Origin of the sequence: Dethiosulfatibacter aminovorans DSM 17477 (assembly GCF_900142005.1) — a bacterium.
Taxonomy (GTDB): domain Bacteria; phylum Bacillota; class Clostridia; order Tissierellales; family Dethiosulfatibacteraceae; genus Dethiosulfatibacter; species Dethiosulfatibacter aminovorans.
On sequence record NZ_FQZL01000006.1, the window covers coordinates 315,543 to 332,120 of the forward strand.

Sequence of the window (16,578 nt, forward strand, 5' to 3'; positions counted from 1 at the left end):
TCTCTCCCATCTGCAACAACTATCTGTTATAAGTGAAAATTGTTGGATCTCCTGCATTCTTGGTTAATTTGCCATTTTCCATAATTCCCATCTTTTCCAACCATATCTCAAATTCTTTAATTGGACGCAAGCCAAGTATTTCCCTTACAGCAGCAGCGTCATGATAAGAATTAGATTGATAATTCAACATAATATCGTCACTTCCAGGCACGCCTATTGTGAAATTGATGCCAGCACTTGCAAGGAGCATTGTAAGATTCTCTATATCATTTTGATCTGCATCCATGTGATTTGTGTAGCAACAGTCGCATCCCATAGGAACACCTGTAAGCTTGCCCATGAAATGATCTTCTAAACCGGCTCTGATTACCTGCTTACTGTTATAAAGATATTCCGGACCGATGAATCCGACTACGGTATTTACCATGAAAGGCTTGAATGCCTTTGCATATCCGTAACATCTTGCTTCCATAGTGACTTGATCCGTCCCATAATGGGCATTGCTTGACAATTCTGACCCTTGTCCTGTTTCAAAATACATCACATTTGGTCCCGTTCCTGTACCCTGACTAATCAATAGTTGGCGAGCTTCCCTTATGGTACCTGTCGAAAAACCAAATGCCTGGTTGCCCTTTTCACTACCTGCAATGCTTTGAAATATAATATCTGTTGGCGCTCCATTTTTAACCGCTTCTATCTGTGTTTTAATATGACCCAAAACACAAGTCTGTGTTGGTATGTCAAATTGTTGCTTTATTTCATGAAACCTCTTAAGCACTTCACTAAGACTTGCTACTGTATCGTTTACGGGATTCAATCCCACAAGGGCATCTCCACAACCATAGCTGAGTCCCTCAAACAAGGATGCTGTTATACCCTCAATTCCATCAGTTGTATGGTTGGGCTGAAGTCTTGTTGAAAAATTGCCTCTTGAACCGATAGTGGTGTTGCAATGTGCCGTTATTCTGATTTTAGAAGCCCCGTAAATCAGATCCAGATTACTCATCAGTTTACAGACAGCAGCCACCATTTCACTGGTCAATCCACAGGATATTCTCTTGATATCTGATTCCTTGGTTTCATTGTCTAGTATCCATTCTCTTAAATCACTAACAGTCCAATTCCTTATTTGACTGTATATCTTCTCATTCACCTGATCTTGAATAATCCTTGTTACTTCATCTGTATCATAGGGTACAACTGGATTATCTCTTAAATCACTGAGCATCAGGTCTGACAAAACTTCTTTTGCAGCTATTCTTTCAAGTCCCGTAGACGCTGCCAAACCAGCAAGGATATCACCCGATTTCTCCTCATTAGCTTTTGCCAACACCTCTTTTATTGAGTCAAATACGAAGGTTTGACCCCTAAGAGTTGCTTTTAAGTTCATTTGTTTCTCCTTTCGATTCAACCATAAATCAAAGTTTTGATAATAACAGGAATCGCCAAATCGTTTATGACTGGTTCTCCTAAATCTAAGTAATCATTGGATTCTACCTTGATACCATCTATGCAAATAATACTTTTTTCATCTCCCAATACTTTTATTATCTGTTGCCCCAAAGCCTTTGCCATGTCATTTTCAACACACACAATCAGATTTTTGCGACTCATCAACTCCATATGGGATTCTGCTATACACTTTGCAATATTCACTACTTCATGATATTCCGGATTTATCTTGCCATAAATTGCTATAACAGCCGATTCTGAACCACTTTGCTCCAAAAACCAAGAAATATTATCTTTTAGTTTTGAAGAATTACCATAATAACATTCACTTTCAATTTCTTTACTTACTTTCAGCACAGGTATGCTCTTCAACGGAAGAATTTCCCTATCAAAATATATAGTGCTCCCTGTTACGCTTGTGGTATAGATTCCAGCTCCAACAACAGTTGCTCTAATAGTTTCCTTCGGTTGTATAATGGGAAACCGACTTATCTGTTCCTGTCTGCCTACTGCCGTACCAAAACCTATACCTATATCTCCGTAATTGTAATCGTCATTTTCAACTTTATTGTATATTGCCTCTGCCACTCCACCCGAAAAACATATTGCATCAATATTTTCCGGTAGAAAAAACTCACTGCTTCCGCTGGTCCTAAGTTTTTCAAGTAACTTTTCAGGAGGACATACCCCCAGTATTTGAGCAATCAGTTGAGCCATCTTGTTTATTATCATGTCGTTTATTCTTCTATCTATTATGTTGCCTATTACCACTTTTTCATCGAGACCTAAGGATTCAATGATAGTTTTTGCTGAATCACTTATATACTCAACTGTGCCTTCATTGTCTATCCTTATTATTCTGCCTCCAAGGTTCCAACAACCTTTTGAATACACATTACCATTATCAAATACAACAACATTCGTAGTACCTCCGCCTATATCCAAATTGACAATAACCTTACCATGATCCATAGAATACTGATAAGCTCCACTGCCCTTTCCTGCAATAATAGCTTCAAGATCAGGTCCGGCTGTTGCAACTACAAAATCGCCGGCATATTCGCTTAAACCATTCAGTACAGTTTCAGAATTTTCTTTCCGAGCGGATTCTCCCGTAATTATTACCGCCCCGGTCTTAACATCCTCCTTGTCAAAACCGGCTTTTTCATATTCCCTTAATATAATGTCTGTAAGCCCATCCATATCTATTAATGAGTATTTCAGCAAAGGTGTAAAATATATATCACTTTTATAAATAACCTCCTTCTCGACTATAGATACTTTTGGAACCGTAAAATAATTTGCTGAATTTTCAAAAACAAGCTTGCTGAATATTACTTGTGTAGTTGTAGTTCCTACATCTATACCTACACTTAATATTTCATTTGACATAATTCCTCCAAAAACAACTTTGAAAAATGAAGTTTTAACTACATAGATAATGACTATAAATATCATTTTAAAAATGTATATTTAGTAACTTTCCCAGGAAAGTATTTGCATAAACTCTTCAAAAAGGTGATTGCTTTAACCTGATACGAACAGATCAAGAAATTCTCTGAAAAAGAGGAAAGTATCCCCTGTATACATAGTTCTTCATAATTTAAGCAAAACCTATACAAACTATTATGGAAATATGATTGATGGTAACCATGTTGTGATAAATGGTATATATGTAATAAGTATTAAAGCTATAACCAGTGGAATAAAATATGGAATAAACGATTTTACAATTTGAGGTAGAGATAAATCAGTAATTGAGCTCATAATAAACAAACCGACTCCAACAGGTGGTGTAGCACTTCCAATTAATGTATTCAATGTTAGTATTACTCCAAATTGTAGTGTGTTTACACCTAACGTCTTAATTATAGGTAATAGAATTGGAACCATAATTAAACTAATTGTAACACCATCAAGTACCATACCTAGAATGATTAAAAACACATTAATGATAAGCAACAAAAGTATTTTATTATTCGTTAAGCCAAAAAGAAATTCTGAAGCTAATATCGGTAGTCTTTCAGCTGTTGTGACCCACCCTAGGGCTTTTCCCATACCAATCAAAAACATAATCAACGCTGCTGAATAAATTGTATATCTTAATGCATTTATAATTCCTTCAAGGGTTAATTCTTTATAAATATAACCTACCAACAACGAATAAAGTACAGCAATAATTCCAGCTTCAGTTGGTGTTGCTAATCCAGACATTATTCCACCAAGCAATACAACTGGTGCAAGTAAAGCAAAAAAACCATTTTTAAAAGCCTTAATTACTTTTATTAGTTCAAAAGGCTCAGCTTCTGGTATTTTAACCTTTTTCTTTGCAGCTAAATAATAATTAGTTGCCATTAATATAAATCCAACTAATACCCCTGGAATAATTCCAGCAACAAAGAGTTTCCCTACTGATACATTAGCCAAAACTGCATATATTAGAAATGGAACACTTGGAGGAATAATTGGCCCAATTATTGAAGATGCAAGTGTTATAGCCGTTGAAAAAGATTTTTCATATCCTTTGTCAGTCATAGCATTTATTTCAACTAATCCTAAGCCAGCAGCATCTGCAGCTGCTGTACCTGAAATTCCAGAAAATATCATACTTGCAAGAACATTGACTTGTGCTAATCCTCCTTTTATATGCCCTAATAATGTATTCGAAAATTCGAAAATTCGATTTGTAATTCCACCTGTATTCATGAGGTTACCTGCTAATACAAAATAAGGTATGGCTATTAATGCATAATTACTAGTTCCCCTACTAATCATAAGCGGTAATACTTCAAATACATAATCACTAGCAAAAATGCCAAGCATAGTAGCTATTCCCATTGATATACTTATCGGAACACTAAGAATTATTAAAATAATAAATGAAAAAAGAATCAAAGCTCCTATTTCCATAATTATCTACCTCCTTGTCTTAATATTGTTGTCTTCATAAATTCGTTTATATAAATCAATATAATTGTTATTGCATTGACTAATACAGCTGACGTGTAATATACTAATGGGATACTCGCAGTAGTAGTTCCTTGTCCGTATTGAGATACGATTAGTTTATAACTAGCAAATGATAATATTATAAAAAATATAATTATAACAATAAACCGAAAACAATCTAAAAATGATTTAATAATAGATGGAAATTTATCATAAACAACTGTTATTCTAATAGTGTTTTTATTGTATACAATTTTTGAGAACCCTAAAAAAACCATCCATACCATTAATAAAATGCTTATATCCTGTATCCAAATTATTGATTTATCAAATGTATTTCTAACGAAAATTTCATACGCATTGATTAAAATTAGTAATACCAGTGCAATTACCGATATCAACATTTGAATATCAACAATTTGTTTTATTTTTTTTCCAAAATTTGAAACCAATTTGTCCAAAACCATTCTCCTTTTTAGTTGGGTACTTGTTAAGTGTCTGTACCTTTGAATTAACTGTATTGTTCTAATCTGTGTATATAGATTTTCTCTCCGTTTAATGGTATAACAAAAGTGACAAAACACTCAAAATAACAAAAAACGGAGAAAAATTTATGGATAAATAAGTTCATCAGATTACTCTTTCTGAATCCTTTGAACAATGTCAGAATATATTTCTTTCCGGCAGTACCTCCTTCTTTAATTTCTTAGTATATGGAAATGGATAAGTTCATCTCTTCAAAATTTCACAAGACTATCTATAAAATCCTTGAGCGTAAACGGAAGTATCGATTAACTAGATTTCTTTCCTCTCTCATTCTTCAAAAAATTTTTACATACCTACTAATTCTCATCTTCCCATTCTCACCATCTACAAAGAGTTTAGGGATTTCTGCTGTTTTTCGAAGATCCCTGATGTACCTATGTTAACCCAATTCAAGCAAGATTTTATTACACATACTAAACTTATGTCGAATACATAGTTGACTACTGTCCTTCTCAGATGCTTATCTTTGACACTTCTGGTATTGCGCTTTATGTAAAGAAAGACAATCCTAAGACCTCAATACAATGATAAAAGACTTAAGTCATTCTACAATACAATACCGAGGTTGATTCTTACAAGATGTCTTACAACTCATGCCTTCTCCAGTGCTTCTGCACCAGCTACATAAGCAAATATTCACAAATGACCACTTCTGCTATGATAACAAATTTTCTATTCTCACCATCGGTCTTGGTATTATACCGCACATTACTTTATGGATGATAAATTCAAATCATCTTAATCGGAGATGGTTGTCGAAAAGAAAGACAATTCCACTTATAAATCAGTAGGCGATTCTTCCGTTTTACAACCTATTATGACTGACTTCTTTGAATTTCATCCTCATTTTTATCAAATCTCTTTTCTTAGCGATTCAGCTCTTGATACTATTAAAATCTATGGCTTTCTAAAAACATAGTTCTATTTTGAAAAAGCATTCATACCTTTATGAATTAGTTTATTCAATCGATATTGAATTTTCATTCAAAAACAATACCTAAAATCCCTTCACTAATTTCCCCTTTGTCTTCAAGTTCCTGATAAAACTCAACTAATATTTCTCTGAATGGCTCGGTGTCCATTTCATAAAATTCAGCATTATGTTCACTTTTCATTCTCTCTATTTCAGATTCAACAAACCCATTAATTTGTTCAGTTACATAGTCGCCTGCATCATTAGCCGAATCAATTATTATTTGTCTCTGTACTTCTGTAAATGACTCAAAACGGTCATTATTCATTATGAAAATAACATCTTGACGGAACTCATTTGTAGTAGTAACGTACGGAGCGACTTCAGTAAATTTCATATTATATACTAACGAAATCGGAGCTGTAACTGCATCAACTGTATTCTGTTTTAAAGCTAAGTATGCTTCTGTCCAAGCTATAACAATGGGGTTAGCACCTAGTTTATCCCAAGCCTTCATATATATTTCTGAATCAAAAGTTCTTAATCTTAATCCTTTAACATCTTCAATGCTCTTAATTGGTTTTTTTGAAACTATAACATTATATGGTCCTCTTATAAAATTTCGTTTATCATTGATGATTTTCAAGCCATTTTCAATAAGATTTTCACTTAACTTCTGTCCAATTTCACTATAATAAAATTCACGTTTTGTATCATGGTCTTTAAATAAAAATGGAATTGATTCTACACCAAAATCTTTATCATATCTACTAAGATATGCTGCACCTTCACAATAAATATCTTGAGTCCCAAGCTGCAAATTATCTAACTGAGTCATCGCATCCCCTAATTGTTCTGAAGGATACACTTGCACTATTATTTCTCCCTTAGTTCTTTCTTCAACAAGTTCCGCAAATTTTTTAAAGCCTTGCCCTTCAATGCTTTCTTCAGACATCTTTGTTCCCATTTTTATTATCACTGGTTCTTTCGGTGTGTTTTCATTTGTTGTAGATTGGATATTTGGTTCTTTTGATTGGCAACCTCCTAAACAAATCAAAACCATAAACATAATAAGCAAATTCACACAAATTGATTTTTTCCAAAACATAATAATATTTCCTCCAAATTCTTTAATTTATTATATTAATCCCAGATTATTCACAATAATTTCATAATAACAAGAAAATATTACTTCAACATTTATATAATCATTTATTCTTCACCAATATTCTGGGAAACCATTGACGTTATATGCGCTCCTTTTAAAATGTAAACGGTAAACAGCATAGCCGCGAAGAAAAATGATTAAAATACTTGTAATATATTCAATTTTCTAGATTTTTATTTATATGAACAATACAGGCTTAATAACATTTTATGAATATTGGTTTTAATGATACAAAATATTATGCAATATTCATGCCAGATATATCCCTACAACATTCATTGAATTTTCAACATTTATTAACAACAACAAACAAAGCAACGAGTCTAAAACGACTCGTTGCTTTGTTTGTTGTTGTTTCCAAACGCATTCGTGTGAACCATATACGAATCATTCTGCAAAATTGGTTCACTCTTCACATTTATACTTTGTATAATCAATAAGTTATTTTATGTTTCTTCATTTTCCTAACTACCGTTGTCTGACTGAGTCCTAATACTTTAGCGACTTTTCGTGTTGATTTAAATTCATCATAAGTTTCCTTTAATATTTGTTTCTCTACACTTTCAATTATGCTACTAAATGTATTTCCAGATTTATAAACCGAATCAAATTGTGAGAGATATTTATCACTTAAAAAATTAGACAAAACACTACTATCTACAATATCATTTTCGCTTACTACTACTAGTCTCTCTATTAAGTTTTCCAACTCCCTGATATTACCCGGCCATCTATATCTTTCAAGTATATTAAATATTCTAATATCAAATTTTATATTCTTATTATGCTTCATATTGAATTTTTCAAGAAAAAATTTAATTAACAATATTATGTCTTCTTTCCTGTCTCTTAATGCGGGAACTTGAATAGGCACTACATTTAGTCTATAGAAAAGATCTTGTCTAAAACTTCCTTTATCAATGAGTTCTTCAATATTTCTATTTGTTGATGCAATTATTCTAATATCTATTTTAATAGGATTCACACCTCCTAGATGAGTTATTTCCTTTTCTTGTAGCACTCTCAATAATTTTGATTGCAGACTTAAAGGCATTTCTCCGATTTCATCTAGCAATATTGTCCCTGAATCTGCTAATTCAAATTTCCCGAGCTTGCTCTTGTGCGCACCAGTAAAAGCTCCTTTTTCAAAACCAAAAAGTTCTGATTCAAGTAAATTTTCTGGTATAGCAGCACAATTTACTTTGATAAATGGTTTGTTTTTTCTAAAACTTGTCCTATGAATTTCACGTGCAATTATTTCTTTTCCAGTTCCCGTTTCGCCGGTTATTAAAACCGTCGAATCATATTTTGCAACTTTGTGTACTAATTCCAGGTTTTTTTTGAAGGAATCACTTTCACCAATTATATTGTCAGAATTATCTTTCTCCTGTCTAAGATAATTTATTTCTTCCTTGTATTTTTTATTCAATTTTTCCGTCTCTTCTATTTTATTTTGCAGCTCAGTTAAATCAGTAATATCTCGTGTACTTGTAATAATTTTAAAAACTTCCCCATTATTATCAAATATAGGTTTAGCAGTGCTTAAACACTTCTTCCCATTATATAAGAAAAGAACAGTTACCGTTTTACTAGTTTCTAAAGCTTCCAATACTGCTGATTTTGTAAAGTATCCTTTTTTCCTAAGTTCTTCCATGTGATAACCAACTAAGTCTTCTCTTTTCAAACCCATCATTTTTAAATATGCCTCGTTTACATCTTCTGTATAACCTTTAGCATCTACTATATATAACCCATCATATGCATTATTGAAAATCAATTTCTGTACCATTAACTGTTCTTTCAAATCCTCTATTTCAGATTTCACAATAAATCCTCCATTTCATTTATTAGCTGTTAAAATAGTATACAATTAGTATAATTTTATCACGATTAAAATCAGAAAATGTCATATTAAACATCAAAATCAAATATATATCCAACTTCCAGACTAGTTGATATCGAATCTATTATCCTAATTTTATTATTGCTATTTAACTTTATCACAAATTCATACTCTTTGCTTTAATTTAAAGATATTTTATATATATTTTTTTTACAAATACTTAAAAGCTCATATCCGTATGGACATGAGCTTTTGTAGCTATCAATACTATTAATTTGATGAGTAGAACTATACTTGTGTATTCATAAAATTACTCAATTTTAATATTCAATAATTTCTTCTAATTAATTTTGTATATTACATGTATTGTTATTCAGACCATATAAGTCTTTTCTTACTATTTACTTTTGGAATACCTAATCTTAATACTAGATCAACAGAACAAGGTTTACACCCTTGACAAATTTCAACATCACCTTGTAACGACATATAAAGATAGACATCTGTTTTATCCCATCCATAGGCATCTTCAAGTAGCTTTTGCATAACTTCAGAAGCATGCTTAAGAGCAATTGCATAGTCACTTGCGCTTGTAATAACATACCATTTATCATTAGTTTCGACTATTGGCCATTTTATCTCAAACTGTTTTATCAAGTCAATTTTCACGGTTACTTTACCTGCAACTTCAAGGCCTGTACCACATACTTCACCATCACCCATGACAGCATGCAAATCTCCGATTTGTAATAATCCACCAGGTGTATTAACAGGTAAATATACAGTACTTCCTTTAGTAATTATTTTACAGTCCATATTTCCACCATGCTTTCCAGGAAAGCCGGTTGGAATACTTCTTTCCTGGGGTGCTAATCCAATAACTCCAATCATGGGATTAATTGATAATTCTAAATCATTAAAATATGCAATATTTTCTTCTATTCTAATTATTTTTGTTTTCAAATCACACCTATCGCTTAACGGTCCAATTTCTGGTAAGCTTGAAACGACTCCATGGTCTGAAACACTAATATCAACGATGTTTACAACAACAATATCTCCAACTTCTGCGTTTCTAATATATACAGGTCCTGTCGAAGGATTTAATTTGTCATAATTGACATCAGAGATTAATTGTTCATCTGAATATATTTGATTAGAAAAACAGTCAATTGTTTTAAATACAACAGAATCTCCTTTTTCAATTTCAATAATCGGTGAATTGTCAGGTGAAAATGTATATACATATTTATCAATTATCATTTCATATCTCCTCAATTATTATGGTGTAATATTTCAACACCCTATTTATTAAATAATTATTCAATCAATCAATAACTATTCTTTATATACTCAACAATTCTTCCTATACAGGCATTTACTATCTTTTCACCTTTCTCTACTGTTGCTGAAGTCGCATCTCCTATAACACCTGAGTCAGATATATTATTAATTGATGTGTACTGGATGATATCTTTAAATGAATTATAATATTTTTCTTCAATTTCCTGCTTGATAGCAAGATTCATATCTACTAGTTCGGGCCTTAAATACAACATGACTGAAGTTCCACATTCACTGGCATGTCCATGGGCCATATATCCTGTATTATCAAGGGAGTTTCCATCATTAACCATTGCAAATCTCCACCAATCTACCTGCATCGTTTGTATTTCAGGGTACTTATCTCTATACTCTTTACAAATATAATCAATCATAGGGACATTTCCTGAATGACCTGTGATGAATAAAAATTTCTTAAATCCCCATCCCCTTAAACTTTCGCAAATATCTCTGACATACCATTTGAAATTTTCCTCCGATACTGTCATACTTCCTGGGAAAGCTCTTAATATGCTACTCTCGCCAACATCAATACTAGGTCCCACCAATGCTCCAGTTATATCTGCTACTTTTCTTGCAACTTCCTCCACTACTATAATATCTGTACCCAACGGCATATGTGGCCCGTATCCTTCAATTGCACCTGTGGGTATTATAACCATATCAGTCATCTCTATGCATCTATTAAACTCTACCCAACTCATTTCACGTAATCTATTTTTCATTAATTCATCCTCCTATACTAATATCAAAATCAACAATAACATTTTTTATCTGAAATTACACAATAACTTTCACTCCTCATAAATATTGGATCTATATCTGTATTAAGGATATAGATCCAATCAAGTAATCCAAAGTTAAATATTAACCTGCCAGTATTCTAATGAGAAAACTCTGGATGATAAGTATCAATGCACCACCTAACCTGGATGATATTTGAGCAAATGGCATCAAATTCATTCTCTCCGATGCAGATAGTATTGCTACATCTCCATTTCCTCCAACATTAGACATACAAAGTCCAGCAGTAATAGCTGATTCTATAAAAAAGAAATTTACCAGTCTTCCAACAATTCCTGCCCCTAAGAATCCTCCAACTACTGTAGCAATACATACAATTAAGTAAATTGGACTAAGAATGTCAATTATCCCTTGAATGCTAATCATAGTTATTCCAACACCTGCCATTAATGCTAATGTGAAATTTTTCACCAAGAATTTATACCATTTTAATGCCGCAAGTTCCATTTTCTTAGGAACGATCCCTGTTATTTTTGCTAATGCTACCGTTATAATAATGAAAGCATAATAATGAATTACCGGAACAAAGTTACCCACTATTCTCCCGAAAATAAAGAATGCGGATGACATAAATAGTCCTGTACCTAGATCTGTTATAGTCATTGAATCATCATCTTCATATTCTTCACTTTCTACCATAGTGAATCCTTTCATCAATACTCCATTACCTGATAGAGAAGGTTTCTTCTTTCCTAGTGAATTTAATACTCCAGCAAACACCAGTGAAGATATTCCCCCAAGAGTTACTGCTGGATAAATCTTACTAAACATAACTTCATTACCCGTTCCAAGTGCCGTACCATATATTTCCGACATAGGTATTGCCCCGCCACCTGTACCTCCTCCCATGATAGGTGCTGCTATATATAAAATACTCTCTTTCCAACCAATACCTGCAACTTGACCTACTAATCCAGCTAATGCGTATGCCCCAATAATACCAGCGGTAATTGGTATGAAATATCTTGAACCTGCTTTAATTAACAAATTCCTATCAATCCCTAATAAACTTCCACATATCAAACCAGAAATATAAAATGTTATAAAACTTGTATTACCGCCCACAAAACCCTTGACTGTCTCAATTAAATTTTCTGGAAATACATGAAAATGATTTAGAATAGCACAAGTAAAAGCAATTGCCGCTACTCCACCAATCGTATTTTTAATAAAAGGAATTTTATTTGCTACAAATGATAATGCAGATCCAATGAACATACAAACAGCAAATCCACCAATTAAATTATTTGGGAGTTTACCCAAATATGCTGCTACCATAATTATTGTACCAAACAACAAAAACCATGAGGGAGTCATTCCAATAATAAGAGTTCTTTTACTAGTTTCTCTAGCTTTTTCATTAATCATTATTTAACCTCCGAATTATAAATATTATTCTATTTCTTAACACTAACTTCTACATAATTTATTTTTTTATACATTGATAGAGTAATGCTACAATATGTTTTATCGACTCTTTATAATCATCGAGTGATAAATTTTCATTAGGTCCATGATGAGATGAACCTGTATTTGCTGGGCCTATTCCTATAATTGGTATTTCTGGCCAAACCTCTCTAAATACAATACCAGGACCGCCTCCTAGGGCAGTAAGCTCTAAAACAATTGGTTTATCATAAACTTTCTGCGCTGATTTACGCATTATCTCAGTAAATTCACTTTCTATAGGTGTTCTAACTGGAGTATTTTTACCAGTTATATAAATTTCAATATCCTCAAAACCATGCTTGTCTAAATGTTTTCTTAACAAATCAATGATTTCATCTGGATCTTGATTGGCTACAAGGTTGAAATTTGCTTTTGCTGAAGCCAAATAAGGGTTAATAAGACGTTTACTCTTATACATTTCACCTGACTCCAATCCATTAATTACAAGAGTAGGAACTGTGTATAATTTCTCTTTAACTTCATATCCGCTAATATTATCAATGAATTTTCTGTTGCCTATTCTAGCTCTTAATTTTTCTTCATCAAATGGGAAATCATTCAATACTTTAATATCCTCTTTTGTAAGAGGAATTACTTTATCATAAAAGCCATCAATTAATACTCTCTCATTAACATCTTTTAAGGTGCTTAAAGCCCAAACTAATCTCCAAGCAGCATTAGGTACTATAGACCCCATCCTGGCGTGTACATCTACATTTGAAGTCTTACATACTAATTCTAATCCAATACCTCCCCTTACACCATATCTTACCCAAGGATTATTATCTTCATCTTTTCTACCATTCTCCCAAATACATAAATCCGCTTTTGTCATTTGCCTAAATGTTTCTTTTTGCTCTTTAGCAAATCTATATAAACTTGTACTGCCAGTTTCTTCATCACCCTCAACCAAAAACTTAACATTAATAGGCAGTTCTTTTTTAACCGCTAAGATTGCTTCAACGGCATGCAATCTTGAAAACAATCCACCTTTATTGTCTGAAACACCTCTAGCGTATATTTTACCGTTATGAATTTCTCCTTTAAACGGTGAATATTTCCATTTATCAATAGGATGTTCAGCTACTATGTCATAATGATTATAAAAAAGAATAGTTTTATTCTCATTTCCGGTTTTTTCTCCAAAAACTATCGGATTACCCTCATCTATTGGATAAGATTTGCAGTTTAGATCCAATAATTCCATTTTATTCGCAATATACTTAGCTGATTTATCCAATCCTTCTTCATCACCAATTACACTTCTAAACTTACATATTTCTTGAAGTTCTTCAATCATATTGTCAAAATGTTCATCAATATACTCAAAAATTTTCTCCACAATTTCCTCCTGTTAAATACTCAAATTGACTAACACCAGTATACAAACGATAATTCTATCCTCAAATATCAACAATTTCTAATGTAGCACTACTTATCATAAATACTACTATAATAATATCATTATCGTTCTACTTCATTCAAATAATAATTAAACTGTCTATCCTAATATAATTTAATTGACATATTTTGAATTGAAATATACTAATATATCCTTTAATTCTTTACACCTTATCCATAAAGTGAATGTAGCTGCACTCCTCTTATCATATCATCACCTCCTCTTTAATATTAACTAATTTTTTATATATATTAGTTGTATCTTTCTTATTGAGCATCCACATTTCATTGTTTTGTAACTATTCATTAGTAGATAACTCTAGTATTATTCCCTATACAAAATCCCTCTTATGTTCAAGACATGGAATTGTTTTCCTAATATTTTCCAGATAATTCATATCTATATCTGCCATCAAATAGCCAACTCCTTCTTTAGCTCTTGCAATAACTGTACCCCAAGGATCTACTACCATAGTATTTCCATAAGATATTTTTCCAATAGGTCTTTCCCCAAATTGATTTACACCTACAATAAATACCTGATTTTCAATAGCTCTTGATCTTAACAATACCTCCCAATGATCTTTACCAGTATAGAGTGTAAAGGCAGCTGGTACAAAAATTATTTTAGCGCCTTTTTCAGTAAGCTTTCTAAATAATTCTGGAAATCTCAAATCATAGCAAATAGAGAATCCAAAACATCCAATTTCAGTTACCGCATTAACTACTTCATTACCATTTTTAACAATATCAGATTCTTTTTCATTTACTATGCCTGGTATATCAACATCAAACAAATGTATCTTCCTATATACTGTTTCAATTTGCCCTTTGGGATTTATCAAAACAGATGTATTATATACTTTTTCTTCAGATTCATCCTTTTCCAAAAAGCTTCCATTATGAATGTATACATTATTCTTCACAGCAATTCTTCTGATAGTATTGATAATGTTGTCATTTAAAAACTCTGCATGTTCTATCATGTTTTTATCTGATAAATAAGTTGAACATTCAGGAAACACCACTAGTTTTGCACCTTCTGCAGCACATTTTTCAGTAATATCCTTAATGGTTTCCAAATTCCTCTCAACATCATCTTTTGTATTTAATTGTCCTAAACCTATTCGAAGTTTTTCCATTTTCATACACCACCTCAATATTTAATAACAAGTCTAATCTATTAACTAACTAGAATAATTAAAGATATTACAACATTATTGATTTCACTAAATTAGTAGCGCCAGATATTTCTGGTAGACTCATTCCATTCTTTATCTTTTTTATTAGTTCTTTTTCAAACTTCATATCCTTTTCTACTTTTTCCAATAATTCATCTGCATCTTCACACTTGATTACTAAAACACCTGTATCATCTCCGAATATCAAATCTCCAGGATTAACTACTGCCCCACCACATTGAATAGATGTATTTATTTCGCCATACAAACCTAATAGTTTAGTAGTAACAACAGATACTCCAGTTGCAAACACCGGAATACCAACATCTTTTATTCCATGAATATCCGTTACTGGACCATCAACAATAATTGCAGCAGCACCCCTTTCCTTGGCCGCTAATGCTAATACATCCCCTACCGGTGCATATACATCATCTCCGATACGATCAATCACTATAACGTCACCCGGTTGAATCAAGTCAATACAATAATGCAGAAGTGTAGAATCATTAACTGTAATTTTTAATGTAAAAGCTGGTCCAACAACCTTAACGTTTGGAAATACAGGTTTTATTGCCGGATTCATAAATCCGGTATGGATATAGTGTCCAGCTGTTGCTGGTTCCGCATTTTTGTATCTTTCAATAATATCTTTACTAAGATTATTAACTCTAGGTAATATTTTCATTCTATTCCTCCTAATTTTTCTATGTAACTTCAAATTTAATTAACTGACTTTCTCCTATACAGTAGTGGTTTAAACGCCTCCCCTTTTCTTAAATGCATATTGGAATGCTACTTCTAAAGTAATTATGTTTAAATATCATAATATTTACTCACATCATATATTGATAAAGAATATTACAATAGATTAATAAGCAATTATCATGCCAAGATTACAAGTATAAAATCGTATGAAATTCCAACGTTTCTTTTTTTCACAAAACAAAGCAACGAGTCATAAAAGACTCGTTGCTTTGTTTTCACTATTTACCAACACTTTCTACCGAACCGAATATGCCTCGAGAATCACATTCGGTTCGCCAAGGCCTAAAAAAATCTCCTGTCTATATTTCATACTAATTTTTATTTTTCTATTTAATAACTAGATTTCTACCGAACTTCACTTATAGAAAATAAAAAACAGCCCATAAACAAAATAGTCATGAGCTGTATCCGTTGATATTACTATCAATTAGGTTGAGTAAATCTATAAGCCGAGTTCTGTATTCGATAATCATCTATCTAGGCACATCGTTGCCGAAGTGCTCAAGCGACCTACCACGGGATATGACGAGCAGCCATTCCAGGTCCCTGCTTGGTCTTGCTTCAAATGGGGTTTACACAGCCGACTAGTCGCCTAGCCGCTGGTGAGCTCTTACCTCACCTTTTCATCCTTACCCTTGCGGGCGGTAATTTTCTGTTGCACTTGCCTTAAGGTCACCCTCACTGGCCGTTAACCAGCATCATGCTCTATGAAGCTCGGACTTTCCTCATGTTTCCATGCGATTATCCAACTTACTCTTGA

At 32.6% G+C, this 16,578-nt stretch carries 12 protein-coding genes and 1 other RNA gene; all 13 read right to left on the reverse strand.

Features of this window, described 5'->3' with window-relative positions; all coding sequences use genetic code 11:
* Positions 1-19: 19 nt before the first annotated feature.
* The gene (locus BUB05_RS05010; protein WP_073048078.1) at positions 20-1,390 is read right to left on the reverse strand and encodes an ethanolamine ammonia-lyase subunit EutB; all 1,371 of its coding nucleotides are present in this window, start codon (positions 1,388-1,390) and stop codon (positions 20-22) included.
* Positions 1,391-1,407: 17 nt separating this feature from the next.
* Complete coding sequence (locus BUB05_RS05015; protein ID WP_073048081.1) at positions 1,408-2,844, reverse strand: ethanolamine ammonia-lyase reactivating factor EutA; 1,437 nt, start codon at positions 2,842-2,844, stop codon at positions 1,408-1,410.
* Positions 2,845-3,078: 234 nt separating this feature from the next.
* Positions 3,079-4,362 carry a TRAP transporter large permease gene (locus tag BUB05_RS05020; protein WP_073048085.1) on the reverse strand — a complete coding sequence of 428 codons (1,284 nt, stop codon included), beginning with the start codon at positions 4,360-4,362 and terminating at the stop codon, positions 3,079-3,081.
* Positions 4,363-4,364: 2 nt separating this feature from the next.
* Entirely contained in the window at positions 4,365-4,862 is a 498-nt protein-coding gene (locus BUB05_RS05025) for a TRAP transporter small permease (protein ID WP_073048088.1), read from the reverse strand.
* A 1,065-nt stretch (positions 4,863-5,927) separates the two neighbouring features.
* On the reverse strand, positions 5,928-6,968 hold the full coding sequence (locus BUB05_RS05030; protein WP_073048091.1) for a TRAP transporter substrate-binding protein: 1,041 nt from the start codon (positions 6,966-6,968) through the stop codon (positions 5,928-5,930).
* A gap of 493 nt (positions 6,969-7,461) precedes the next feature.
* Positions 7,462-8,853 carry a sigma-54 interaction domain-containing protein gene (locus BUB05_RS05035; RefSeq protein ID WP_094762718.1) on the reverse strand — a complete coding sequence of 464 codons (1,392 nt, stop codon included), beginning with the start codon at positions 8,851-8,853 and terminating at the stop codon, positions 7,462-7,464.
* A 387-nt stretch (positions 8,854-9,240) separates the two neighbouring features.
* On the reverse strand, positions 9,241-10,134 hold the full coding sequence (locus tag BUB05_RS05040) for an acetamidase/formamidase family protein (protein ID WP_073048095.1): 894 nt from the start codon (positions 10,132-10,134) through the stop codon (positions 9,241-9,243).
* Positions 10,135-10,202: 68 nt separating this feature from the next.
* Positions 10,203-10,940, reverse strand: coding sequence for a creatininase family protein (locus BUB05_RS05045; protein ID WP_073048097.1), 738 nt, complete (start codon positions 10,938-10,940; stop codon positions 10,203-10,205).
* A 142-nt stretch (positions 10,941-11,082) separates the two neighbouring features.
* Complete coding sequence (locus BUB05_RS05050) at positions 11,083-12,387, reverse strand: 2-hydroxycarboxylate transporter family protein (RefSeq protein WP_073048100.1); 1,305 nt, start codon at positions 12,385-12,387, stop codon at positions 11,083-11,085.
* 58 nt (positions 12,388-12,445) lie between these two features.
* Positions 12,446-13,810, reverse strand: coding sequence for a M20/M25/M40 family metallo-hydrolase (locus BUB05_RS05055; RefSeq protein ID WP_073048103.1), 1,365 nt, complete (start codon positions 13,808-13,810; stop codon positions 12,446-12,448).
* 391 nt (positions 13,811-14,201) lie between these two features.
* Entirely contained in the window at positions 14,202-15,011 is an 810-nt protein-coding gene (locus tag BUB05_RS05060; RefSeq protein WP_073048249.1) for a carbon-nitrogen hydrolase family protein, read from the reverse strand.
* 67 nt (positions 15,012-15,078) lie between these two features.
* Positions 15,079-15,738, reverse strand: coding sequence for an RraA family protein (locus BUB05_RS05065; RefSeq protein ID WP_073048106.1), 660 nt, complete (start codon positions 15,736-15,738; stop codon positions 15,079-15,081).
* Between the two features lie 509 nt (positions 15,739-16,247).
* Positions 16,248-16,575: RNase P RNA component class A (gene rnpB / locus BUB05_RS05070), an RNA gene on the reverse strand.
* Between the last annotated feature and the right edge of the window lie 3 nt (positions 16,576-16,578).